Origin of the sequence: Flavobacterium quisquiliarum, assembly GCF_019308285.1 — a bacterium.
In the GTDB taxonomy this organism is placed as follows: Bacteria; Bacteroidota; Bacteroidia; order Flavobacteriales; family Flavobacteriaceae; genus Flavobacterium; species Flavobacterium quisquiliarum.
In genome coordinates this window covers 56,722-80,310 of record NZ_WWEM01000007.1, presented here as the reverse complement: position 1 = coordinate 80,310, position 23,589 = coordinate 56,722, and the positions used below count along the sequence as shown (strand labels likewise).

The window sequence follows — 23,589 nt, the reverse complement described above, 5'->3', positions numbered from 1 at the left end:
GAAAATTAAGCATAAAATAATACCTGTAATAATTTTAAAAATGAATTGAAAGTAACCACAAAAAACCACTTAAACCAAAACGAAGAAAAATTAACAACTTAAACAATCAACCATGAACTTTAAAGAACTATTAAACAAAGGAGCAAATTTTTGCTTTAAACTTGTTTTCTTACTGTGCTTATTGATCGGCAGTCAAATGCATGCACAGGGCACTACTATAGAGGGAACCGTGAAGGATGCCGCAGGACTTTCTCTGCCAGGCGTAAATGTCTTGGAAAAAGGTACCAAGAACGGAACTTCTACTGACTTTGACGGTCACTTTAAAATAAAACTAACCAATCCGAAAGCTGTTTTAAGCTTTTCTTTTATTGGTTTTAAAAGTATTGACATTTCTACAGAAGGAAAATCCAAGGTAAACGCTACAATGACCGAAGATTCTAATAACCTAAATGAGGTTGTTGTAATTGGATACGGTACTTCTAAGAAATCTGATTTGACAGGAGCTGTATCTACTATTTCGGGTAATGATCTGAAAAAAGTACCAGTAGCAAATGTTGCCGAAGCTTTAACAGGTAGAATCGCTGGTGTGCAGGTTATGTCGTCTGAAGGTTCTCCAGATGCTGATATTAGAATTAGAGTTCGTGGAGGTGGATCTCTTACTCAAGATGCTTCGCCTTTAATTATTGTGGATGGATTTCCAATCAATAATATGAATGATATTTCGTCATCTGATATTGAGACAATGACCGTTTTAAAAGATGCGGCTTCTACAGCAATCTATGGATCTCGTGGTGCAAATGGGGTAATCTTGATTACAACAAAAAGTGGAAAAGATGGGAAAATAGCGGTGAACTTCAATATGTTCTATGGTATGAAAACCATCGCTAATGAAATTGACGTTTTATCTCCTGAAGATTATACAAAATGGCAATACGAATATGCGTTGCTTTCTCAAACAGGAACAAAAGTACCTTCGGATCCAACTTCTTACACAAAATATTTTGGAAATTGGCAGGATCACGATATGTACAGTGGTTTAAAAGGGAATGATTGGCAAAAGCAGATTTTTGGACGTAGAGGTGAGGTGCAAAGCCGTGATTTAGGAATTAGAGGAGGAACGGATAAGCTTAATTATAACTTTAATTATGCTCATTACGATGAAAAGGCAATTATGTTGGGTTCAAATTACAAAAGAAACAACCTTGCATTGGCATTAAAAAGTAAAATAAGTGATAAGATCGATGTTGGTTTTACAGTGCGTTATTCTGATACAGAAATTGATGGTGGTGGTGTAAATGAGCAGAATGAAAAATCTTCATCAGATTCTCGTATGCGTACTATTGTGGGTTATGCACCGATTCCAGTATCAGGTTTGACTTCTGATGATGTTTCTGGAGACGGAACAGATGTATTAATAAATCCTTTGAGATCTATTTCAGATAATGAACGTCAGCAGTTTCGTAAGAACTTTAATATGCTGGGAAGTTTTGGATGGGAATTGGTTGATAATTTAAAATTGAAAGTAGACTTAGGTCTTGATAATTATAACAGTTTAGATTATCGTTATTATGGACGCAGTACTTATTATGTAGCTAATGCTCCAGCTAGTACATTACAAGGTAAGCCAGCTATGGTTATTACAGACGGTAAAGAAAAACGTTTTAGAAATGCGAATACGTTGAATTACGATTTCAAAAAAATAATGGGCGAAGATCATCATTTGACGGCTCTTATAGGAGAAGAAAGCATTAATTATGAAGTGAATACTGTGACTTCTACTATTCATGGATATCCTTCTTTCTTTGATTTTAACCAAGCGAAAACATTAACATCGCAAGGAACACCTCAAGCAGTCGATAATTATTATAATCCTGATGATAGATTGTTGTCATTTTTTGGACGTGCTAATTATGACTATAAAAATCGTTACATCTTATCGGCTACCTTTAGAGCAGATGGATCAAGTAAATTCTTGTCGCAAAATCGTTGGGGCTATTTTCCAGCTTTTGCAGCAGGATGGAAAATTTCTGAAGAACGTTTCTTAAAAGGGACATCATGGATTGATCTTTTAAAAATAAGAGCTAGTTATGGTGAGGCAGGAAATAATAATATTCCTGTAGGACAGCAAACTCAAATTTTTCAATCTATTCCAACAACATGGATTAATGGGGTTACTAGTGTTTGGGCAATTCCAAAAACAATGCCTAATCCTGATTTAAAATGGGAAACTACGGTAACTCAGAATGTTGGTTTGGATTTTGGATTTTTCAAAAATCGTTTAAGTGGTAATTTTGATGTTTATAAAAACGTTACAAGCGACTTATTAATTAATTTTCCAGTTCCTGGATCTGGATATGAATACCAATACCGTAACATGGGAGAAACTCAAAACACAGGTTTTGAAGCGACTATAAATGTTGTGGCAATTGAAAAAGCGAAATACGGATTGAATTTTTCATTCAATATGGGAATAAACAAAAACCGTATTAATTCATTAGGTATTATGAGTGATTTTGGAGCAGCTACTGGTTGGGCTTCTTCACAAATTGGAGATGATTATTTAATAGCAGTGGGTTCTTCTTTAGGAACAATGTATGGCTATAAAAATGATGGTAGATATGAAGTCTCAGACTTTGATTATGTTGGAGGAAAATATGTTTTAAAAACAGGTGTAATTCCTACTGCTACTACTTTGGTTGGAGATGGAAGTTCTCTTAAACCGGGAGATATGAAATTGAAAGATGTTAATGGAGATGGTGTGGTAGATTTAAAAGACAAAACAATTATTGGAAACTACAATCCTAAAAGCACAGGTGGTTTTGTGATCAATGGTAATGCTTATGGTTTTGATTTAATGGCTGCTTTTAACTGGAGTATTGGTAATGATGTTTATAATGCTGATAAAATTGAATTTTCAACAGCGACAGCTTCAGGACAATATAAAAATTTGAATTCTACTATGGCTGATGGAAAAAGATGGACAAATTTAGATCCGGTATCAGGTCAATTAGTAACAGATCCTACTGCATTAGCAGCTCTTAATGCTAATACAACGATGTGGTCTCCATATATGAGAAGTGCTATATTTACAGATTGGGCTGTTGAAGACGCATCATTTTTAAGATTAAATACTTTAACGTTAGGGTATACAGCCCCAGAGATGTTTACATCTAAACTTGGAGTTTCTAAATTGAGATTCTATATGACGGCAAGTAATGTTTTTGTTTGGACTAACTATTCTGGCTCAGATCCAGAAGTTTCAACCAAAAGAAAAAACCCGCTTACACCAGGGGTTGATTCAAGTCCTTATCCAAGAAGCAGACAAATGGTTTTTGGGATGAATCTTAATTTCTAATTTTAAATTATCACAAAATGAAACATAAATTAATAATAGCAGGATTGATAATTTCAAGTCTATTTAGTTCTTGCCAGCAATTTGAAGACGACTATTTAGAAACAGATGCACCATCAACATTAAAGCCAGAATTGATTTTTTCTGATGCTGAACTTGCAAAAGGAGCTGTTGATGGAATAAAAGTACCCTTTGCCGAAACAAACTCTTATAGAGGTAGATTTTTGCCATATTATGGATTAAATACAGATGTAGAATGGTATAATGCCTCGCAAACAGCAGGAGATAAAGCAGATTTATGTGTTTACGATGCAAAACCAAGTAACACAGAAATGAATAATATCACTAATGCTTATGCGATGATGTATATGGGTATTGAGCGAGCGAATATTTGTATTGATGGTATACGTAAATATGGTAATGCAAAACCAGATAATGCAATGGGGCAGTTATTAGGAGAGGCTTTAACATTAAGAGCTATTTACTATGCTGATTTGCTTAGAGCATGGGGAGATGTTCCAGCTCGTTTTGAACCTATTACAACTGCGACTTTATATTTGCCTAAATCAAGCAGAGATGTTATTTATAAGCAAATAATTGCAGATTTAGGGGAAGCGTCTACATTGGTAGCATGGCCAAATGCAACCTCTTATACAAGCACTGTAGAACACGTAAATAAAGCTTTTGTAAAAGGATTTAGAGCACGTTTAGCATTGGCAGCAAGTGGTTATCAGCAATATCCTGATGGAGTAAGAAGAAGCACTGATCCAGAGCTTTCTGTGGCTAATATGTATGCATTGGCATTAAAAGAATCTCGTGAAGTAATTCAAAGTGGTTCTGCTCATTTAGAATCGACTTTTGAGGGATTATGGAGAAAATATAATGAAGAAGTTACTACTGCTGGTGGAGAATCTCTTTGGGAGCTTCCTTTCGCAGATGGACGTGGTAGAATGTTATTTACGTTTGCTGTAAAACATACCGCAGCTGTTGATCAGTTTCAAGCTAATGGCGCTAACCGTGGAGGTGTAGCAGGTCCATTGCCATTTGTTTTCTATGATTATGATCAAACGGATACACGTAGAGATGTTACTTGTGTGCCTTATAAATATGGTGCAGCAGGAGCTAACAATATCGCTAAACAAGAATTAGGTACTTTGGATACTTGGTATTTTGGAAAATACCGTTACGAATGGATGAAACGTTATGTGACTTCGACTAATGACGATGGAGTTAACAAAATGTACATGCGTTATGCTGAGGTACTCCTTATCGCTGCTGAAACTGCAAACGAACTTGAAGGTCCTAGTGCAGCAATGCCTTACTTAAAAGAAATTCGTAGAAGATCATTTTCTGTGGCAGATCAGGCAGTGAAAGTTGAAAACTATGTAAACTCTAAAACTAGCAAAGATGCCATGTTTACTGCTATCGTTGATGAAAATAAATATGAGTTTACAGGTGAAATGGAGCGCAAGCAAAATTTAATTCGTTGGAATTTGTTAAAAGTAAAATTAGACGAAGCTAAACAAAAAATGACTGCCTTATCAGCTCGTACAGGAGATTATGCTACTGTACCTGCAACTTTGTATTACAAGTACAAAACGGATAATGTGAGTTTAGATATTTATGGACTAAATAGAGGAGAAACAACAAACCCTGGAACAACATATTCATCTATTACTTGGACATGGACAGGTACAGCTGCTGATACTAAAATAAATTCATTGTACAAACCTGGAGTTAATCCTGATAACAGACAATTCTGGCCAATATGGAAAGTATTTATCGATGGAAGTAATGGTCAGTTAAAGAATGATTACGGTTATGAAAATCTTTAGGAGTTAATAATAAATTATAAGTTATTAAGATGAAAGCAAAATATATATATAAAGGATTAATAGCCGTATTATTTCTAGCAATTGGAATTTCAAGTTGCGACAGTTATAATGAAGCTTTATTAGATGGTGTTGGAAACTCAAGAGAGTTTTCGCCAATTGGACTTACAGCCAGAGTTAGGAACTCAACTACGGTTGAGTTAAACTGGACGGTAAAGGCAGATGAACATGCAGATCATTATGTTGTGGAATTTAGCCCAGATGATCCAGAATTTAAAACTATTTTCAAAACAGTTAATGTTACTACAAGTCAATTGCCAATACAAGTGCCTTTAGAAGGAGAAACTACTTATTATATTAGAGTAAAAGCGGTAAGTGCAGGTGGTCTTGACGATTCTAAATGGTCAATTACTTCTGCTGCTACAGCATCTGAACAGATTTTCCTTCCAATTAAACCGGAAGAAATCCAAGCAAATTCTATTATTTTAAGATGGACGCCTAACAGTAATGTAACTCAAATTATATCTCAGCCAGGTGATGTGATTCACACTATAACAGCGGAAGAAAAAACGAAGGGAGAAGCAACTGTTACTGGTTTAACTCCAGAAACAAACTACACTGCTACTCTAAAAAATGGAACTAAAACAAGAGGAATACTAACATTTACTAGTGGTGTAGATTTAACAAAGGGTATTGTGGTGAATCCAGGTGATGATTTAAATGCTAAAGTAGCTCAGGTAACTGGAGATTCAAGATTATTACTGATGCCTGGTACTTATGTGACAACAGGTGAGATTATTGTAAATAAAAAACTGATCATTAGAGGAGTAAGACCAGAGAATAAGCCTAAGCTTAATGTGAAATTTACCCTTATTAATAATCCTGCTAATCCTACTGAAGCAGTGAATCTATCTCTCGTTGATTTAGATTTAAATGGAGCAAATTTAACTGGTGCTGCAATCGCGATTAGTGCGACACAAGCGCAACCTTTAGGAGATGTCTTAATTAGTAGCTCTTATGTTCATGATTATCCTTCTCAACTTATGTACGGAAATGGTGCAGCTAGATTGAAGTCATTTACTGTAGACAATAGTATTGTTAAAAATGTAAATACTGCGGGAGGAGCTGATTTTATCGATTTTAGAACTACATATGTCGCAAATGTGACTTTAACAAGAAGTACATTTGATAAATGTTCATCACGTGATTTTATACGTTTGGATGCAGCTGCTGGTTTTACAGGAGGAAGTTTGACAAGTAACGTAGTAATTGATGCATGTACTATATATAGTCCTACATTAGTACTTGCTAGTAGAATTTTGTATGTGCGTTTTGCATCAAATGTGTCAGCAGTACGTAATACGTTGCTTGCAGTTGGGGCGGCAGTTTATACAAACCAACCTACAACAAGTGCTCCTGGATTTGGAAATAATAACAATTTTAATTCACCAAATTTAAAGTTAGTAGGAAGTAATAATACACCTGATTCAGCAGCAACGACCCTGGATCCGCAATTTGCAAATGCAGCAACGGGAGATTTTACATTAGGAAACCAAACCTTAATGGATAATAAAATTGGAGATCCTCGTTGGATAAAACAACAATAAATTCATGGTTAATAAATAGGAAAAGCGGGATGCAATTAAGTTTGTATCCCGCTTTTTTTTAGTCACAGTTTTTAGTTGCAGTATTCAGTCACAGTATTTGTTCACTATTAACAAACTGAAAACTGAGACCGCGACTGAAAACTAATAAATCATTCAATAACCAAATCAAATTTTTCTAATAAACCGGCAAGGGCAATATGTGAAACTTTTGTCCCTTTAATTTTATTTTCTGAAGGATCGAAAGCATAATTTCTGGAAGTTCTAAAATCAGTTTTCTCTAAAATAGTTTCCACGAAAGTGGCGCCAGAAAGATCACAGTTTTTAAAAAGAGCTAAAGATAAGTCCGTGTTTGAGAAATCGGTTTCTTTGAGAGAGCAGTCTGTGAAGTTGGTTTTCTTCAGCTTCTTATAAATGAACGTAGAATAATCTAGAAGACAATCTTCGAAATTCATGGAAAATAAAAAACTATTGCTGGCGCTAAAATCCAATCCCATGAGTTTGCATCCGATAAATTTGATGTTTTTTAAACCTGTATTTTTAAGAACTGCCAATGAAAGATTACAGTTTTTAAAAGTAGAATCTAAGAAATCGTTATGACTTAAATCACTTTTAGAAAAGTTGCAGTTAAGGAATTCGCAGTTCACAAATTCTACATTGGATAATCTTTTTTCAGAGTAATCTACGGTATCAAAAGTTCTATTTTGATATAATTTGGTTTCCATATTATTTTATGAAGAGGTTGAAGGTAATTTATTCTAATTCGATACAATCAAAGATGCCGTTGTTTTGAATAAGATTTGGAATGTCAAGTTCACTGTCGATTCTTAAAATATTGTCACAGTCTTCAAGATCAAAGTTCCACTTAGATTCAGGCAATAATTGATCTAGTAATAGAGATGCCGACTCAAATTTGGTCTGGCTGTCAACGGAAGTTTTAAAAACATAAATCATAATTTGCATTTTTTTCAAGAGGCAAATTTCTGAAAAAAGTAAAGCTTTTTGTTAGGATGTTATAATCAATAATTAGGACTTATCAATCATTTTTCGATAACGAATAGGAGAAATTCCTTCCGCTTTTTTAAAGAAACGACTAAAGTAAGATTGATCCTCAAAACCTACCTGAGTTGCGATTTCACCTACAGAAAGAGTGGTCTGAAAGAGTAAATATTTGGCCTCTAACAATATGTTTTCATCAATCCATTTTACGGCAGATTTCCCCGTTACGGTTTTGACACATTTATTCAAATGGTTAGGAGTTACGCTCAATAGAGAGGAATAATAATTGACCTGATGCTGGCTTTTGATATGATCGTGAATAAGCTCTTTGAATTTTGCTGTAATAACAGCAGCAGCCGAAATGCCTTTTGCCGTTTTTACCGCATTTTTATTCATTTCATAAAAAAGCGTAATCAGGTAAGACTGTACAATATTAAGATCTGTAAATGCAGTTTCAGAATATTCTTTTTTCAATCGTTCCAAAATGTTGACAATGGAACCGATATCCTCTTTAGGAAGGCTTATTTTTGGGTTTCCTGAAATTTTTAAGAAATCAAATTCATTCAGCAGTTCTCGGCTTCCGTATTTTCGAATTAAAATATCAGGATGAAACTGACAGATAAATCCTTTATGTATATTGTTGACATTTTCAAGAGAGAAAATCTGTCCAGCGGGTACCATAATCATTTCGTTATCGGTCGTGATGTATTCCTGATGTCCCAATTTCATTACATGTTGTCCGGAAGAAATAAAGATTAAAGTATGACAAGAATGTTTAGAAGGCGGAACAGGATGCTGCATCTGCATGATTTCCTCAATCTCCAAACAGAAAAAATGATCCGAATTGGATTTGAAAAGTAAATGTATGGGATTATCTTCTCCCAGAAACTTCTCCCGAAATCCTGATGGACTGTATGTCTTTATTTTCTCAGCCTGCTTCTTTTTCATTTTAATAGTATAATCTAAAATCAAGCAGTTTGCATAGATTATAATGTTTAGCATAAAGGTCTTCGACAACTTCAATCAAGTTATCGTTTTCCTGATACAAACTAAAAAATGCTTTATCAATCGTACTGCAGCTTGCAATTTTGTTATAAGTAGATCCATAACCGGAAATGGCTCTTGCTCCTGTTATATCCAGAAAATATTGTGACTCTTCTTCATTTAAATCCAAAACTTTAAGATTGGCAAAGTGGATGATTTTGCCCTTCATTTTTCCTTCAAAAAGTTCTGCGATTTCTTCTATGCTGTAATAATAATCATGAAGACAAATGTTGTTTTCCTGTCCCGGCATGGCAAGATAAATGATTTCATAATCTTTAAAATTATGATCTTCATACAATAAAATATTCAAACTTTCTTCTAAACCTTCAATGGTATCGCAAGTTTTATGAATGCTCGAAATGCCTTGGTCAATAGCCAATTCTTCGAGACATTTTACCACATGCGTTGGGGTAAGATCGTCTATATCTTTCACGCCTTCTAGGCAGAAAATAAATTTTTCGCTATCCATGCAGTTTCTCTTTCTGGTTTTTAAGGATGGAAATTCTTTTTAACTGTTTCTAACAAAAGTATTTTTTAAAAAACAAAATCCCGCATTCAAACCAGAATTTAACGTGTTTTTTAGATTTTAAATTTAGGTTAGAACTGCGTAAATTTTAAACCGTATTTTTGTAAACCGAAAATTAAATTACGCATGATACAAATTAACCAGACAGAATCTTTTGCTGTCGAAGATATATTATTCTCATTTGCTCTTGAATCTGAAGCAGCTGAAGTTTTTAAAGGACATAACGTTTTAATTACTGGAATTGGTAAAGTAAATGCGGCTTATGAATTGACTAAAGCTATTCAAAAGAAAAAACCTGCTGTAATTATAAATCTGGGATCTGCTGGGAGCAGCAGTTTTCAAAAAGGCGAAGTAATTTGTTGTACTCAATTTGTGCAAAGAGATATGGATGTCCGCGGTTTAGGTTTTGCATTATATGAAACGCCGCTATCTGGTTTGCCTCCAGTTTTAGAATACGGTTTAAAAATGGATGATTTGCCTGAAGGTATTTGCGGAACAGGCGATAATTTCGAAATGGAACATAAATCTGATGTTTACAATGTGGTTGATATGGAAGCGTATGCTTTAGCCATGATTGCTATGAAAGAAAAAATCCCGTTTTTATCTTTAAAATACATTTCCGATGGTGCCGATGATAACGCTGCCGAAGACTGGACGGTCCAAGTACATAAAGCGGCGATTGCTTATGGTAAAATTTTAGGATTGATAGAAGATAAAGAAGCCATTTTGTAGTGAAATGGCTTTTTTAATTTCTTTCAATATATCCATTTTCAGAGGGATAAATTCTAGAATGTTTTAACATACCAATTGTAAAGCAATTTTTAAGTCTGTAATATTTCGCATTGGGAATATTATCTTCGTCTCGATACCATTGTGTTTTCACTCTATATTTCGTCGTATCTATACTTACTTCGACAATTTTAGAATTATCATTTACAAATTGCCATCCTGTCCTTTTTCCTAACCAGCATATACCAATTTCATCACCCAATTCTGTAACTTCAGAAATATCCAATTTTACATAATCGTTTGTCGGTTTTGTATTTAGTTTTCCCAAAGCTATAATTCTTTCGTTAGTATAATAATCACTAAATACTGTTATTGATTGTGTTTTGTCTTTTGAATACAGATAGACTAAACTGCTACGACGATTTGATTCGCAACTTATCAGTAACAAAATTAGCAATGGAATATATAAAGTCTTTTTTACTAATGATTTCATTTATAAATTCTAATTAGAATGTTTTTTACTGGATTCATTTACAATCATTATTAGATGCAAGTACTTTTAATCATTTTCTTTATCATTTTTAAAGCTTCAGTTGATGTTTTACGAATGATGATTTTATTCTTTTTATCCTTTATCAAAGCGGTAAACTGATTGTCTTCTATATTGATATCAACGATAGTTCCGCCATATTTTAAAGTGGTTTCTGCAATTGCAATCGGGAGATTTGTCGCGCCCGAAGTTCCCAGAATAAATAGTATTCCCGAATTTTTAGCAATTTTTAAAGAACTGAATTTTTTATTGGTTTTCTCATCATAATATTCATCAAACCATAAGATATTAGGTCTCATCCAGCTTCCGCAACTTTGACATTTTAAAAGTTCTATTTCTCTTTCCGTCAGATCTTCGTCAATTTCTTTTCCTTTTATTTCTTCGGGCAGATTTACGATTTCTTTACAGCCGTTCGAACATTTAATTTCTCTATTGTTGCCATGGATTTCAAAAATTCTTTCAGTTCCGCTTTGTCGGTGTAAATTATCAATGTTTTGGGTAATAAGATGAAACCGGTCTTTCAGAATTTTTTCAATTTCAACCAATTCGTAATGACTTTCATTTGGTTTGGCATTTTGAAACATTTTCTTTCTAAACAACGAATATTGCCAGACCTCTTCGGGGTGCTCTTTAAAGTATTTAAAAGTTCCGAATTCTTCCGGTTTATGAAATTGTGTTCCTTTGACCCAAATGCCATCAACACCTCTGTAAGTTGGGATTCCGCTTTCTGAAGAAAGTCCAGCTCCTGTCAAAAAGGTAAAGAGGTTTCTTTTGTTTTTAGTTGAAACGTATTGTATTATATCTTCTAATTGTTGCATGTTTAGTTTTGAAAAAACAGAACCGTATTTTTTGATTAAATATAAATTAAAAATGGATACCTCAGCTTTTTAATTTTAATTCTATAAAAAACGGACTTTTGAAAATGACTGTCCTAGCCCAGATAGGAGCGATATCCTTTTGTGGTCTCGTAAAATAAAAACGAGACCACAAAAGATATAGCGGATAGCTGGAATTAGCTCCAAATTAAAAAACTACTCTGAAAAATTAGAGAGAAAAGTACATATACACCCCTTAAAAAGAAAAAACTCCCTCCTTTATTTTTTGCAATAGCGCTATTTTGCAGTGCATTCGATTGATTTTTTTCATAGGTTTATTGCAATTAAATTACTCGGGCGTTTATTCTATTTTGTTTATGAAAAGCATCAAAAACTACATTTTAAGTTTTATTCTATTTTTTGCAACGACTGTCAGTTCATTTGCTCAAAGTTCCGATTTGTACTTTGATCATATTAACTATGATACCAGTTTTTCGCAGAGTATGATTTCGAGTATTCATCAAACCAAAAAAGGTTTTATTTGGATCGGAACGGCGAACGGTTTAATTAGTTATGACGGATATGATTTTCTTCGATATGTTTACAATAAGGACATTTTGAACAGCATAAGCAACAATCATGTCAATGTCATTCTGGAAGACAATCAGAAAGAACTTTGGATTGGAACCAATAACGGACTGAATCTTTTTAATAAAAACGAAAGAAGTTTTGTTCGTGTCGATGTTCAGAAAATAAAAGGCGGGCGAAATTATATTTCATCTATAATTCAGGATGACGAAAACCGAATCTGGATTGGAACTTTTGGCGGAATTAAACGACTGAACAGACAGCAATATTTGCTGGAAGAAATCTCAAACGATCATAATTCGCCATTCAGAAAAAGCAGGGTTTTGTCTTTGTTTTATGATCGTAATTATGGGGTTTTAGTTGGAACTTCTAAAGGTTTAGAATGTTTTGATCCTAAAAATGGTTCTAAAAAAATGCTTCCAAAAGCTTTGGCAGAAAATGAAGCTTTACTAAAATCAAAAATCTGGAAAGTAATCAAAGAGAAGAATGGCGATTTATGGTTTGCAACCGAAGCCAATGGCGTTTTTCATTTTGATGTCGATAAAAATGTTGTCAAAAATTATCTGCTGAATACAAATAACAGAAATAGTTTATCCTCAAACTGGGTAAATGATATTGTTGCAGTGGACAATAATACGATTTGGTTTGCTACAAAAAACGGTTTGTGTGTTTACAAAAAAGACAGAAATCAGTTTACCAAATACGGACACAATCCGTTAGAAAGTTACAGCCTTTCAGACGATGATGTAAAATGCTTTTTAAAAGATCGTCACAATGATATTTGGATTGGTACAAATGGAGGAGGAGTTAATCTTTTTCAGAAAACCAATGCCAATTTCACCAACATCAGAGAAGTGGTTAAACCGAATTTCGGATTAAATACCGCTTTTGTCAATGCTGTTGCACGAGAAAATGACGGTGCGCTTTGGGTTGGAACAAATGGCGGAGGTTTAAACTATCTTGATTTTAGAAATAACCGAAACACAACGTATCAGATTGAAGGTTATGATTTTGATAAAAGCGTGAATATGATTACGGCTTTGGTCAATCAGAACGAGCAAAATCTGTTTTGCGGGACTTTCAACGGATTATTCAAATTCAATAAAAGCAGTAAAACGTTTCAGTTTATCTCGCTTTCGCGAAAGGATTCCAAAGAAAGAGAACGTCCGATTACGTCTTTATTAATGGATAACGGAGATCTCTGGGTGGGAACCAACGGAAACGGACTGAAAAAAGTAATGGCAGACGGAACGGTCGAAATTTATATGGCAGACGGAAGTTCCAATTCGCTTAGCGATAATTTTATTACCGATTTGGTAAACCGAAAAGACGGAATTTGGATTGCCACACAATATGGTTTGAATTATTTTGATAAAAAGCTAAAACACATTACAAGAGTTTTTAAAGCTGGCCTAAAAAGTGGTTTGTCTAACAACAGTCTTACCGTCATGTTTACCGATTCTAAAAGCAGATTTTGGATCGGTGCAGAAAGCGGAGGCGTGAATTTATTTGACGAAAAGAAAGGCCGTTTTTTCGAAATCAATCGCTCGATGGGATTTACAGATGAAACCATTAAAAGTATTTCGGAAGATTCAGAAGGAAATATCTGGATCAGCGATAACAATCTGTTATACAAAATACGAACAAAGAGTTTTAATCCCGTTTTTAAAATTTCTGATTTTGAAATTACCTCTTTTTCGTCCAAAGATGGATTGAAAGTAAAGCAGTTTTCTAATAATTGCAGTATACAACTGAATGCTAAAGAACTTGCTTTTGGCTGTTCGAACGGATTAGTGCTTTTTAATCCTTCGAAATTAATTAAAACCGAAGATAAAGCACCAATTGTCCTAACCAAACTAATAGTAAATAACGAAGAAATAAGACCAGGAAATAAAGAGGTTTCGTTGGAAAAACGTATTAGCGAAACTTCTGAAATTACTTTAAAACACGATCAAGGTTATATCGGAATAGAATTTAGTGCCATGAATTTTATTTCGCCCGAAAAAAGTGAATATGCGTATAAACTGGAAAGTTCGTTTAATAAAGACGAATGGCATGTAATAGGTTCACAGCATTACATCAATTTGACGAACCTGAATTCGGGAACTTATACCTTAAAAATCAAAACATCAAGTGGAGGCGGAGAGTGGAATCCGTCTGTTAAAACTTTGAAAATTATTATGTTACCGCCCTGGTGGAAAACGTGGTGGGCTTATTTAATTTATCTTGCTTTATTAGCGGGAGCTGGTATTTTATTGTTCCGTTTTTTACGAAACCGAGAATTATTAAAACAAGCGTATTATCTGGAACAGGTAGAAAAAGAAAGACAGGAAGAATTGTATAAAATGAAGCTGGATTTCTTTACCAATGTTTCACACGAAATTAGAACGCCATTAACCCTGATAAGTGGGCCGGTTGAAGAATTATTAAGTGGAGCCGAAAAGAATTCGAATCTGGAACATAAACTGAAAGTCATCAAAAACAATTCGGATCGCCTTTTGAAATTGGTTAACGAATTAATGGATTTCAGAAAAGCCGAAAAAGGAAGCATGAAGATCTATTGCGAACAGCAGGATATTGTTTCGTTTTGTTTTGATATTTATGAATCGTTCCGAGGCATCGCAGTCGAGAAAAAAATCGATTATAAGTTTGTGCTGAATATCAATACAGCTTTGATTTATTTTGATAAAAATCAGATGGAAAAAGTAATCTACAACTTGCTTTCGAATGCTTTTAAATTTACGGGAAAGAATGGCAGAATTACTTTGGCCGTCGAGCAAAAAGAAGATTCTGATTCGATTGAAATTAAAGTAAAAGACAACGGAATTGGGATTCCCGAAAACAGGAAAAAGAAAATCTTCAAGAACTTTTTCCAGCTGGACGAACGCGGAAGCGCCAATTTAGGAAGCGGAATTGGTTTGGCGCTAAGTAAAAGTATTGTTGAATTACATCATGGAGAAATAAAAGTACAGACTGAAGCCGACGCTAATTTCAACACCATTTTTACCATTACTTTAAAGAAAGGAAAAGAGCATTTTAAGAAATCGCAGATTGTTGAAAATTCGGTTAAGATTGAAGAAAATGCAAATCCGATTTCAGATGTTAAAACTGAAATTGATCTTTATGAACCGGAATATGTTGAGGATACAGAAAACAGTTCTAAAAAGACCGTCTTAGTAATTGAAGACAATGAAGAAGTGCTCTCTTTTGTTTATGATATTTTATACACCGATTATAAAGTGCTGAAATTCATAAACGGAATCCAGGCGCTGGAATATATGGAAAAAGAAATTCCGGATTTGATTGTAACCGATGTGATGATGCCAGAAATGGATGGATTTGAATTGTGTACGATTTTAAAAACAAGTCAGAATACCAATCATATTCCGGTTATTTTATTGACAGCAAAATCGTCAACTTTAAACAGAATCGAAGGACTTTCGACCGGTGCAGATGCTTATATTTCGAAACCTTTCAGTATTGAAGAATTAAAACTGACGATCGCGAATTTATTATCAGCAAAAGAAATCATGCGTCAGAAATATGGCGACGGATTTATTGAAGATACGGAACAGGAAAATCTAAATACGCCAGAAGGACAGTTCCTAAAAAAACTCATTCAGATTATTGAAGCCAATCTGGACAATACCGATTTTGATGTAAATGATTTAGTGAATGAAATAGGTATGAGTAGAACAGTGTTGTATAAAAAAGTACAAACGCTGACCAATCAGTCTGTGGCTGGCCTTATTAAAAATATGCGTTTAAAGAAAGCGGCGAGTCTTTTAGCTAATACTAGTTATTCGGTTTCAGAAGTTACCTATATGGTTGGTTTTAATGATCGAAAACATTTTAGCAAAGAGTTTAAGAAGTTTTATAATTTATCGCCAAGTGAGTATAAAGGGGCTCAGAGTAAAGTTTAACAATAATTTCAGTGATTATAGGGAATTAAGGTTTTTATTTGGCCACAGATGATTGGGATTAAAAGGATTTAAAAAAATCTGTGCTAATCCTGATAATCTGTGGCTAACTTTTTTCAATAAAAATTAATCAACTTTATAAATATAGTGCAGTGATTTAAATATTGGACAATATATTTTCATATCATTACAATTAAAACTTGCGGACTTTGCGTTTAATTTTCTTGCGTGCTTTGCGGTTAAATAACCAGAACTAAAAAAAAATAAGCACCTCACAATTTTTTAAGGTTTATATTACGAATCCCATTTTTTAAGGTATTACAAAGCATGAAATTCGCAAATAAACACATTCACGCCCCCAAATGCGAATGTTTTCCTCCCCTAAAACCATCATTTATTAGTCACATTTGCAACATAAATCATGACTGATTTCTATCTAACTAACCAAACAATTATTTTATGAAACAAAACAAACCTGTAAAGATGTTTTGCCGTGAAGGAAAATATCTCAAACTAGTTGTATTACTTCTGATGTGTATTCTCTCAACCACTGCGAGTGCACAAGAAAGTTCGATTACTGGAAAAGTAGTCGATAATGCAGGATTGCCTCTTCCGGGTGTAAACGTTCACGTTAAAGGAAGTACAAAAGGAACCCAAACCGATTTCGATGGTAACTTCACAATCAGTACTGCCCCAAAAAGTACGCTTGTATTCTCTTTCATCGGAATGGATGAGGTTTCGGTGGAAACCGAAAACAAGAAAAACCTAAAAGTAGTTTTAAAACAAAGTTCTCAATCTCTAGACGAAATTATTGTTGTAGGTTATGGAACCAAAAAGAAAAGCGACGTAATCAGTTCTGTGGCTTCGGTAAAACCGGGCGACATGACCAAAGTAGCAACTTCAGATGTTGGAGAAATGCTTCGTGGTAAAGCTGCCGGAGTACAAGTAAGTTTAAATGATGGCGGGCCTGGAAGTTCTTCTTCCATCCAGATCAGAGGAAAAAAATCGATTAACGGAAGCAACGAACCAATTGTTATTGCAGACGGAATCGTAATTGGAAACATTAATGATATTAATGCCAATGATATTGCTTCTCTGGAAATCTTAAAAGATGCTGCTGCTCAATCTATTTATGGAGCAAGAGCCTCAAATGGTGTAATCTTAATTACAACTAAAAGAGGAAAAACAGGAAAAGCAAAAATCTCTTACAATGGTTTTTCGGGAGTTCAGACCATCAACAGAAATTTCGATGTTTATAGCGGAGAAGAATTTGCACAGCTAAAAAGAGAAGCCTACAGAACAAGCAATGGTGGAGTTTACAGACCAGACGATCAGGTTTTTACTCCTTTAGAATTGGAATCTGTTCAATCTGGAAAATATATTGATTGGGAAAAACTGGTTTTAAGAACGGGCGTAACCAATAACCATAGTGTGAGCATTTCATCTGGAACAGAGAAAACTAGTATTTTTTCTAGTATCAACTACATCAATACTTCTGGAGTAATTGCTAATTCGGATTACGATAAGGTAGCGATGCGAGTAAATGTCGATCAGAGAATTACAGATTGGCTGAAAGTAGGAATGAATGTTTCACTTCAGTATTCAGAATCAAACCGTCCGAATGTTGGAAATATTTTAAATAATGCTATTAACACATCTCCTTTAGGACAAGTATATAATCCAGATGGTTCTTTCCGTTACTTGCCGGGAGGAATTCAGGAAACACCAAATCCGCTTATTGATGTTTACGAAACCAACACAAATGAGTTGAATCGTAACGATATCATGAATATATTTTTGGATATAAACTTAGCAAAAGGTTTTACGTATAAATTAAATGCTAGTCGTAGATCGTGGAATTACAAAGCCATGTCTTTCAATTCTTCGAAATCACTTTCGGGAATTGCGAACTCTGGACAAGGAAGCGGTTATATTAGATTTCAAGATAATGTAGAGTATCAATTGAGTAATATTTTGCATTATAATTTAAATGTAGCCGAAAAAAATCATTTTAATGTAACTGGAGTTTATGAGATTACTTCTTCGGAATACAATGATTTTAGAAACTCAGCAAGCAGAATTCCGAGTGATATTCTTGGGATTTACGGTTTAGAAAGTGCTTTCTTAAATACGCCTGAAATTGGAGGAAATGAAAGATCGCTGATTTCTTTCGCAGGAAAATTAGAGTACGATTTCGACAGCAAATATTATTTTACAGTTTCAGGAAGAGCTGACGGATCTTCCGTTTTTGGAGCCAATAATAAATGGGGATTCTTCCCAGCAGTCAATGCAGCATGGAATGTTTCGAATGAAGAATTCATGAGAGAGCACGTTCCAGTAATCAGCAACTTGAAATTAAGAGCAAGTTATGGTAAAGTAGGAAACCAGCCGAAAGATCCATATCAAAGTATGGCAACGGCAACTCAGAGAGATTACATTATCAATGGTGTAAAAGTTTCGGGTTATGTGCCAGGTTCGCAATTATCCAATCCAGATTTAAGATGGGAAACTTCTACTCAATTAAACTTGGCTGCCGATTTCGGTTTATTCAAAAATAGATTGAATGGAACAGTTGAGGTTTACAATACCGATACTTCAGATTTATTGATTTATGAAACGCTTAACGCGAATACAGGTTACACGACCAAACTTTCTAATATTGGAAAAGTCAACAATAAAGGTTTGGAAGTGACTTTGAATGGTGATGTAATTAAAACAAAAGATTTTAGACTGAATCTGGGAGCCACGTTTACTAAAAACAAAAACAGCATTGTAAGTATCTACGGAAAAGATGCAGACGGAGACGGAAGAGAAGATGATGCTGTTGGAAACTTATGGTTTATTGGAAAACCGATTGATGTTTATTACAGATACAAAGCAGTTGGAATTTATCAGGAAGGAGAAAATATTCCGCTGGTAACAGGAACTACTTTATATCCTGGAGATATAAAATTGTGGGACGCAGATCCGTCAAATGGAGCCAATCCAAATCCAGATCAAGACAGAGTAATTACGTCTAAAATGCCGGATTGGTTCGGAACTTTCTCTGTGGCGTTAGAATATAAACAATTTGATTTCTCAGCAGATATTTATACAGTTCAGGGTGTTACAAGAGACAACTTATTCTTGTATGATTATGTTCGTGGAGGTTCTTTACGAGGAGTTAAAAATGGTATCAAACAAGATTATTGGACACCAGAAAATCCAGGAGGAAACTGGCCGAGACCAAGAGATGGGAATGATCCGCCGTACATCAATACTTTAGGATTGCAAGATGCGTCATACATTCGTTTACAAAACGTTTCTGTTGGATTTAAATTCCCAGAAAGTACGCTAAAACCATTAGGATTAAGCAATATGAGACTTTATGTTACAGGAAGTAATTTGGTTACGCTTACAGATTATCAGTCTTACAGCCCAGAAAAAGAAATTTACGATTATCCAGAACCTGTAACTTGTGTTATAGGCTTACAGGTAGGTTTCTAACAAAAAGGTTTAAGACATTTCAATAAATAAAAAATAACAAGATCATGAAAAATATAAATTTTCTATTTGTTTTGATTTTCGGACTTTCTTTGGGACTTACTTCGTGTGAAGAATTTTTGGAAGAAACGGTAAAAGATCAAGTTTCTGTAGATTATATCTACAATTCTCCAGCTGGTTTAGAAGTTGGGGTTAATGCACTTTACAATCAGATGCGTTTTTACAATCTGCCATCTGGAGATAACAGCGATTTATGGGCCAATGTATTCTTTATGGTAGCTACCGATTTAGGTTTGCACAGAACCTGGAATACACCTTATGGAACAGGTCATAATCCGCAGTCGTTTACAGGTTCAAAATGGATTCAGGGATATAAAATCATTGATAGATGTTCGGCTATTATCACATCAGCAAGATCTATAAAAATGGATGAAGCGGCTAAGAAAAGATTAGTAGCTCAGGCAAGAGTAATTAGAGGAGAATTGTATTTGGATTTAAAACAAATGTATGGTGGTATTCTAATCGATACAATTCCGACAACACCTCAAAACATTAACGATCCAGTTGAATATAAAGTAGCCAGCGATGCAGATGTTTACAAATTAATTGATGGGGATTTGGATTATGCAATTGCTAATCTTCCTTTTAAAGTGGATCCAGGACGTTACGGACAAGGTGTTGCAAGACATATTCGTGGTAAAAGCGCTTTATGGCAGCAAGACTGGGCAGAAGCAGCAGCACAATTTGATGCCATTATTAATGATGGAACTCACGGTTTAGTTGCCTTAGCAGATGTTTGGGGACAAAACGGGAATCATAAAGAATCTCTTTTTACTTATCAAAAAGACTTTTTATTAGGCCCAAGTGATGAATTAGCAGGTGGTGGAGGCTCTTGGTTAAGTAGTGTTTTCACGCACAGAACTTACGAATTAAATACAAACGAATTGGTGCAGGACGTGGCTTATGGAGGTCAGGCTTTAGGTTGGTTTTATCCAAATAATTACTTGAAATCTTTATACGATCAGGCAAACGACTTGAGATTTAAAACGTATTATTATTCAGATAATTATCAAGATTATAAAATCAACGTTCCAAGTAATCCAAAATTTGGACAGCCAATTACCAATCCAGCCATTGCAGCGCCAAACGGAAACTACAGAGCTTGGCATTGGAGTTTAAAGAAATATCACGATTCAGAAAAACTGCCAATGACTTCTAATAGTTACAAAGATTATATGTATTACAGACTGGCTGAAACTTATTTATTGGCTTCTGAAGCGTATCATAATTTAGGTAATGATACTAAAGCTTTGGCTTATTTAAACAAAGTAAGAAGGAGAGGATACACTGGAAATCCTGAAAGCACTGTAACCACTTTTGATTTGACAGCTTGGACATTAAATAATTATTTAGACGAATCAGCAAGAGAATTAGCATTCGAAAATAACAGATGGTTTCTGTTGAAAAGACTTGGACTTTTGGTCGAAAGACAAAATTTATATTTCCGTTCAAGTCCATCAGGAACTATTTCTGGAGAAGTACAATTGAAAATGACGCCGGCAATGGTAAACATGCCAATTCCGCAGAGTCAAATCGATTTAATGGGAAAACCAGCAGGTTTTAATGTTGGGTACAATTAATTTGATTTAAACACATAGAAACATAGATTAAAATAAAGAAACTAGTTTCTCACACACAGATTACTATGTGAATTTAAATAAGTGAAACGCCTTTTTTAGTTTCTCAAAAACTATGTCTCTATGTGTTTAAAAAATCACACCCAAAAAAGTTAAGGTTAAAGTTAGTAATAACCCATCCGGAAGTTAGCATAATCCTAATCTGACTTCCGGATTTAAAAAGACAAAAAATGATAAATAAAAAATATATTCTTGGTATACTTACCGTTTTGTTGTTTGCATCCTGCAGCAACGACGAAAAAGTAGTTTTTATTAATGCAGATGAAGGCGATACAGGAAATCCAAATCCGATTACGCAAACCTTAAAGGAAAAAGCAAAGTTTAAAATTGGAGCCGCAGTCAAAATGAGAGATTTGCAAAATGAAGCCAATTTTAAAAATGCTGTTTTAAAACATTACAATCAAATTTCGGCAGAATTTGAAATGAAAATGGCAACGATTTGGTCTTCTTCAACAGCTTACAATTATACTGCAGCCGATTATTTAGTTGGTTTTGCCAAAGACAATAACATGGAAGTTCACGGACATACTTTGGTTTGGTACGATTCATTTCCAGAATGGTTTAAAAATGCCAAATACGATTCAATTGCATTCGAGTCAAAAGTGAAAATTTACATAACCGATGTTGTTGGGCGTTATAAAGGCAGAGTAAAAAGCTGGGATGTTGTCAACGAAGTTTTTGCAGATGGTGGAGCTATGCGAAACGAAACCGTAATAAACTCATTATTTAAAGATCCAATAGGTTTTTATGGAAGATGTTTTAGATATGCGAAAGCAGCAGATCCAGACGCCAAATTGTTTTACAACGATTACAGCGTAGTGCTGGATGCAGGAAAAAGAGCATCCATCAAAAAAATGGTAACCAGATTCAAAGCTAACGGGGTGCCTATTGATGGTTTAGGAGATCAGTTTCACTATGCTACAGACACCAACAGGCAGACTATGAAAACCGGTTTTACGGATATGGCTTCAACTGGATTGTTAATTCATATTTCAGAATTGGATATCAAAGTCAATACAAGCAAATCTGATTCCTATGTTTTTAATGATGCAGAAGCTCAAAAACAGTCAGAGACCTATAAATACATCACAACTATGTACGAAGAACTGCCTCAAACCCAAAAATTTGCCATTACAACTTGGGGTGTAACCGATAAATATACTTGGCTGACAAGCTTCTGGAATTCCAAAGAATATCCCTTGCTTCTAGATGCCGATTATAATAAAAAACCTGCTTATCAAGGATTTTTAGATGGATTGAAGTAAAGATTTTAAAGAAGCAAGATGAAAGAAACAAGATTTATGAGATGTCTTTCTTCTTGTCTCTTTTATATTTTCCTTCTCAAAAAATTAACCAAAAAAATTAAAATCATGACCATAAAACTAAACCATATACCGAAATTAAAATATTTCCTTTTAGTGCTTTTTGTAGGTTTGCTTTCCTGCGAAGACGATGTGCGCGAAGTATATCTTTATAAAAAAGGGGAATTAAATGCGACTTCAACAAATACAGCTATCCAAGGAGGAGAAACAGTAACTTATACCGATTCGTCAACAAAAGTGCGTGCCATAAAATGGACTTTTCAAGGCGGTTCGCCAGGGGCCTCAATTGAGCCAAATGTTGAAGTAAAATATACCAAAGCAGGAACTTTTACCACTACTTTAGAAATCACTTTTGTAGATAATACCATTCAAAAGAAAACGTTCACAGTTGAGGTAGAAGCACCGCCTACGCCGCCAATTGTTATTCCAACAGATGCCCTTAAAATCTACTCTGAAAATCCTGACTTTACCAAAACGGCTCCAGTTTTAAATTGGGTTTCAAGCAATCAGTTTGTAATTAAAGAAGTAGCAACTGATGGATATGAAGGCGCTTACAGAAACTTTTCTCTTCCAGCAACACCGCCAGCTGCAGAAGCAAAATGGGCAATGGCAATTTTATCATTTGTCAATTTCACAGATATTTCATCTTATACTTATATCAATATGGCCGTAAGAACCACAAGTACTGGAAAAATCAGATTTAGAATGAAAGATGCTTCCAATACTGGTTATGTTGAATTTGACGCCACAAGCAACTTATACGGACTAAAAAGAGATGGAAGCTGGAACATGGTTCAAATTCCAATTGCAGAATACAAAAAGCAAAATCCGGCATTAGATTTAACTAAAATCAAAGACATTTTGGTATTAAGAAGTGTTGATCCGGAAGATGTAAGAGCATTAAACAACTATACGTTTGATTTCGATCACATTTATTTGTCTAAATAGTTTTTTAAACACATAGGAACATAGATTTTTTTAGACTTGGAAAGAGTATAGAAAGAAACTAGTTTCTAACACATAGCTAAACTTTGTGAATGTAGATAATTAAAAATCTGCACCATCTGCAAAATCTGAGAGAAATAGCAGAAAATAAAATCTGGCTATGTGCATTTATGCAAGTGAAAC

General features: G+C 34.6%; 15 protein-coding genes. 9 read left to right on the top strand and 6 right to left on the bottom strand.

Annotated elements, in window-relative coordinates; translation table 11 throughout:
- Nucleotides 1-112 precede the first annotated feature (112 nt).
- The 3 genes from GSY47_RS01515 to GSY47_RS01505 are packed head-to-tail and all read left to right on the top strand — an operon-like array spanning nt 113 to nt 6,791.
- Nucleotides 113-3,355, top strand: coding sequence for a SusC/RagA family TonB-linked outer membrane protein (locus GSY47_RS01515; protein WP_179008033.1), 3,243 nt, complete (start codon nt 113-115; stop codon nt 3,353-3,355).
- 17 nt (nt 3,356-3,372) lie between these two features.
- Nucleotides 3,373-5,187, top strand: coding sequence for a RagB/SusD family nutrient uptake outer membrane protein (locus GSY47_RS01510; RefSeq protein ID WP_179008035.1), 1,815 nt, complete (start codon nt 3,373-3,375; stop codon nt 5,185-5,187).
- Between the two features lie 29 nt (nt 5,188-5,216).
- Nucleotides 5,217-6,791 carry a DUF4957 domain-containing protein gene (locus tag GSY47_RS01505; RefSeq protein ID WP_179008037.1) on the top strand — a complete coding sequence of 525 codons (1,575 nt, stop codon included), beginning with the start codon at nt 5,217-5,219 and terminating at the stop codon, nt 6,789-6,791.
- Between the two features lie 149 nt (nt 6,792-6,940).
- Here the strand turns inward: GSY47_RS01505 and GSY47_RS01500 are convergent, their stop codons facing one another.
- From GSY47_RS01500 to GSY47_RS01485, 4 genes are all read right to left on the bottom strand, one after another.
- The gene (locus tag GSY47_RS01500; protein ID WP_179008040.1) at nt 6,941-7,513 is read right to left on the bottom strand and encodes a pentapeptide repeat-containing protein; all 573 of its coding nucleotides are present in this window, start codon (nt 7,511-7,513) and stop codon (nt 6,941-6,943) included.
- A 28-nt stretch (nt 7,514-7,541) separates the two neighbouring features.
- Nucleotides 7,542-7,751, bottom strand: coding sequence for a hypothetical protein (locus tag GSY47_RS01495; protein WP_246611238.1), 210 nt, complete (start codon nt 7,749-7,751; stop codon nt 7,542-7,544).
- A 63-nt stretch (nt 7,752-7,814) separates the two neighbouring features.
- Nucleotides 7,815-8,735, bottom strand: coding sequence for a helix-turn-helix domain-containing protein (locus GSY47_RS01490; RefSeq protein ID WP_246611235.1), 921 nt, complete (start codon nt 8,733-8,735; stop codon nt 7,815-7,817).
- A gap of 1 nt (nt 8,736) precedes the next feature.
- A complete protein-coding gene (locus GSY47_RS01485) occupies nt 8,737-9,300 on the bottom strand; it encodes a DUF6642 family protein (protein ID WP_179008042.1) in 564 nt (187 codons plus the stop codon).
- A 183-nt stretch (nt 9,301-9,483) separates the two neighbouring features.
- On the opposite strand from GSY47_RS01485, the gene GSY47_RS01480 reads away from it, so the two are divergent.
- Nucleotides 9,484-10,089 (top strand): 5'-methylthioadenosine/S-adenosylhomocysteine nucleosidase family protein, encoded by a 606-nt coding sequence (locus GSY47_RS01480; RefSeq protein WP_179008044.1) that lies wholly within the window; start codon nt 9,484-9,486, stop codon nt 10,087-10,089.
- A gap of 13 nt (nt 10,090-10,102) precedes the next feature.
- Here the strand turns inward: GSY47_RS01480 and GSY47_RS01475 are convergent, their stop codons facing one another.
- Together GSY47_RS01475 and GSY47_RS01470 are read right to left on the bottom strand one after the other, a co-directional pair.
- Nucleotides 10,103-10,579, bottom strand: coding sequence for a hypothetical protein (locus GSY47_RS01475; RefSeq protein WP_179008046.1), 477 nt, complete (start codon nt 10,577-10,579; stop codon nt 10,103-10,105).
- A 50-nt stretch (nt 10,580-10,629) separates the two neighbouring features.
- Entirely contained in the window at nt 10,630-11,454 is an 825-nt protein-coding gene (locus GSY47_RS01470; RefSeq protein WP_179008048.1) for an SIR2 family NAD-dependent protein deacylase, read from the bottom strand.
- 374 nt (nt 11,455-11,828) lie between these two features.
- Here GSY47_RS01470 and GSY47_RS01465 point away from each other — a divergent pair, with 374 nt between their 5' ends.
- The 5 genes from GSY47_RS01465 to GSY47_RS01445 all read left to right on the top strand — a co-directional run bounded on the left by GSY47_RS01465 (nt 11,829) and on the right by GSY47_RS01445 (nt 23,409).
- A complete protein-coding gene (locus GSY47_RS01465; RefSeq protein WP_179008050.1) occupies nt 11,829-15,962 on the top strand; it encodes a hybrid sensor histidine kinase/response regulator transcription factor in 4,134 nt (1,377 codons plus the stop codon).
- Between the two features lie 456 nt (nt 15,963-16,418).
- Nucleotides 16,419-19,445 carry a SusC/RagA family TonB-linked outer membrane protein gene (locus GSY47_RS01460; protein ID WP_179008052.1) on the top strand — a complete coding sequence of 1,009 codons (3,027 nt, stop codon included), beginning with the start codon at nt 16,419-16,421 and terminating at the stop codon, nt 19,443-19,445.
- 44 nt (nt 19,446-19,489) lie between these two features.
- On the top strand, nt 19,490-21,082 hold the full coding sequence (locus GSY47_RS01455) for a RagB/SusD family nutrient uptake outer membrane protein (RefSeq protein WP_179008054.1): 1,593 nt from the start codon (nt 19,490-19,492) through the stop codon (nt 21,080-21,082).
- 227 nt (nt 21,083-21,309) lie between these two features.
- On the top strand, nt 21,310-22,404 hold the full coding sequence (locus GSY47_RS01450; RefSeq protein WP_179008056.1) for an endo-1,4-beta-xylanase: 1,095 nt from the start codon (nt 21,310-21,312) through the stop codon (nt 22,402-22,404).
- 105 nt (nt 22,405-22,509) lie between these two features.
- Entirely contained in the window at nt 22,510-23,409 is a 900-nt protein-coding gene (locus GSY47_RS01445) for a PKD domain-containing protein (RefSeq protein WP_179008058.1), read from the top strand.
- The last annotated feature ends 180 nt before the right edge of the window (nt 23,410-23,589 follow it).

Bases quoted from the DNA above. Each gene is read 5' to 3' on its own strand.
- GSY47_RS01495 (WP_246611238.1), bottom strand. From the start codon at position 7,751: ATGCAAATTATGATTTATGTTTTTAAAACTTCCGTTGACAGCCAGACC.
- GSY47_RS01490 (WP_246611235.1), bottom strand. From the start codon at position 8,735: ATGAAAAAGAAGCAGGCTGAGAAAATAAAGACATACAGTCCATCAGGA.
- GSY47_RS01500 (WP_179008040.1), bottom strand. From the start codon at position 7,513: ATGGAAACCAAATTATATCAAAATAGAACTTTTGATACCGTAGATTAC.
- GSY47_RS01445 (WP_179008058.1), top strand. From the start codon at position 22,510: ATGACCATAAAACTAAACCATATACCGAAATTAAAATATTTCCTTTTA.
- GSY47_RS01515 (WP_179008033.1), top strand. From the start codon at position 113: ATGAACTTTAAAGAACTATTAAACAAAGGAGCAAATTTTTGCTTTAAA.
- GSY47_RS01480 (WP_179008044.1), top strand. From the start codon at position 9,484: ATGATACAAATTAACCAGACAGAATCTTTTGCTGTCGAAGATATATTA.
- GSY47_RS01450 (WP_179008056.1), top strand. From the start codon at position 21,310: ATGATAAATAAAAAATATATTCTTGGTATACTTACCGTTTTGTTGTTT.
- GSY47_RS01470 (WP_179008048.1), bottom strand. From the start codon at position 11,454: ATGCAACAATTAGAAGATATAATACAATACGTTTCAACTAAAAACAAA.
- GSY47_RS01460 (WP_179008052.1), top strand. From the start codon at position 16,419: ATGAAACAAAACAAACCTGTAAAGATGTTTTGCCGTGAAGGAAAATAT.
- GSY47_RS01475 (WP_179008046.1), bottom strand. From the start codon at position 10,579: ATGAAATCATTAGTAAAAAAGACTTTATATATTCCATTGCTAATTTTG.
- GSY47_RS01455 (WP_179008054.1), top strand. From the start codon at position 19,490: ATGAAAAATATAAATTTTCTATTTGTTTTGATTTTCGGACTTTCTTTG.
- GSY47_RS01505 (WP_179008037.1), top strand. From the start codon at position 5,217: ATGAAAGCAAAATATATATATAAAGGATTAATAGCCGTATTATTTCTA.
- GSY47_RS01510 (WP_179008035.1), top strand. From the start codon at position 3,373: ATGAAACATAAATTAATAATAGCAGGATTGATAATTTCAAGTCTATTT.
- GSY47_RS01465 (WP_179008050.1), top strand. From the start codon at position 11,829: ATGAAAAGCATCAAAAACTACATTTTAAGTTTTATTCTATTTTTTGCA.
- GSY47_RS01485 (WP_179008042.1), bottom strand. From the start codon at position 9,300: ATGGATAGCGAAAAATTTATTTTCTGCCTAGAAGGCGTGAAAGATATA.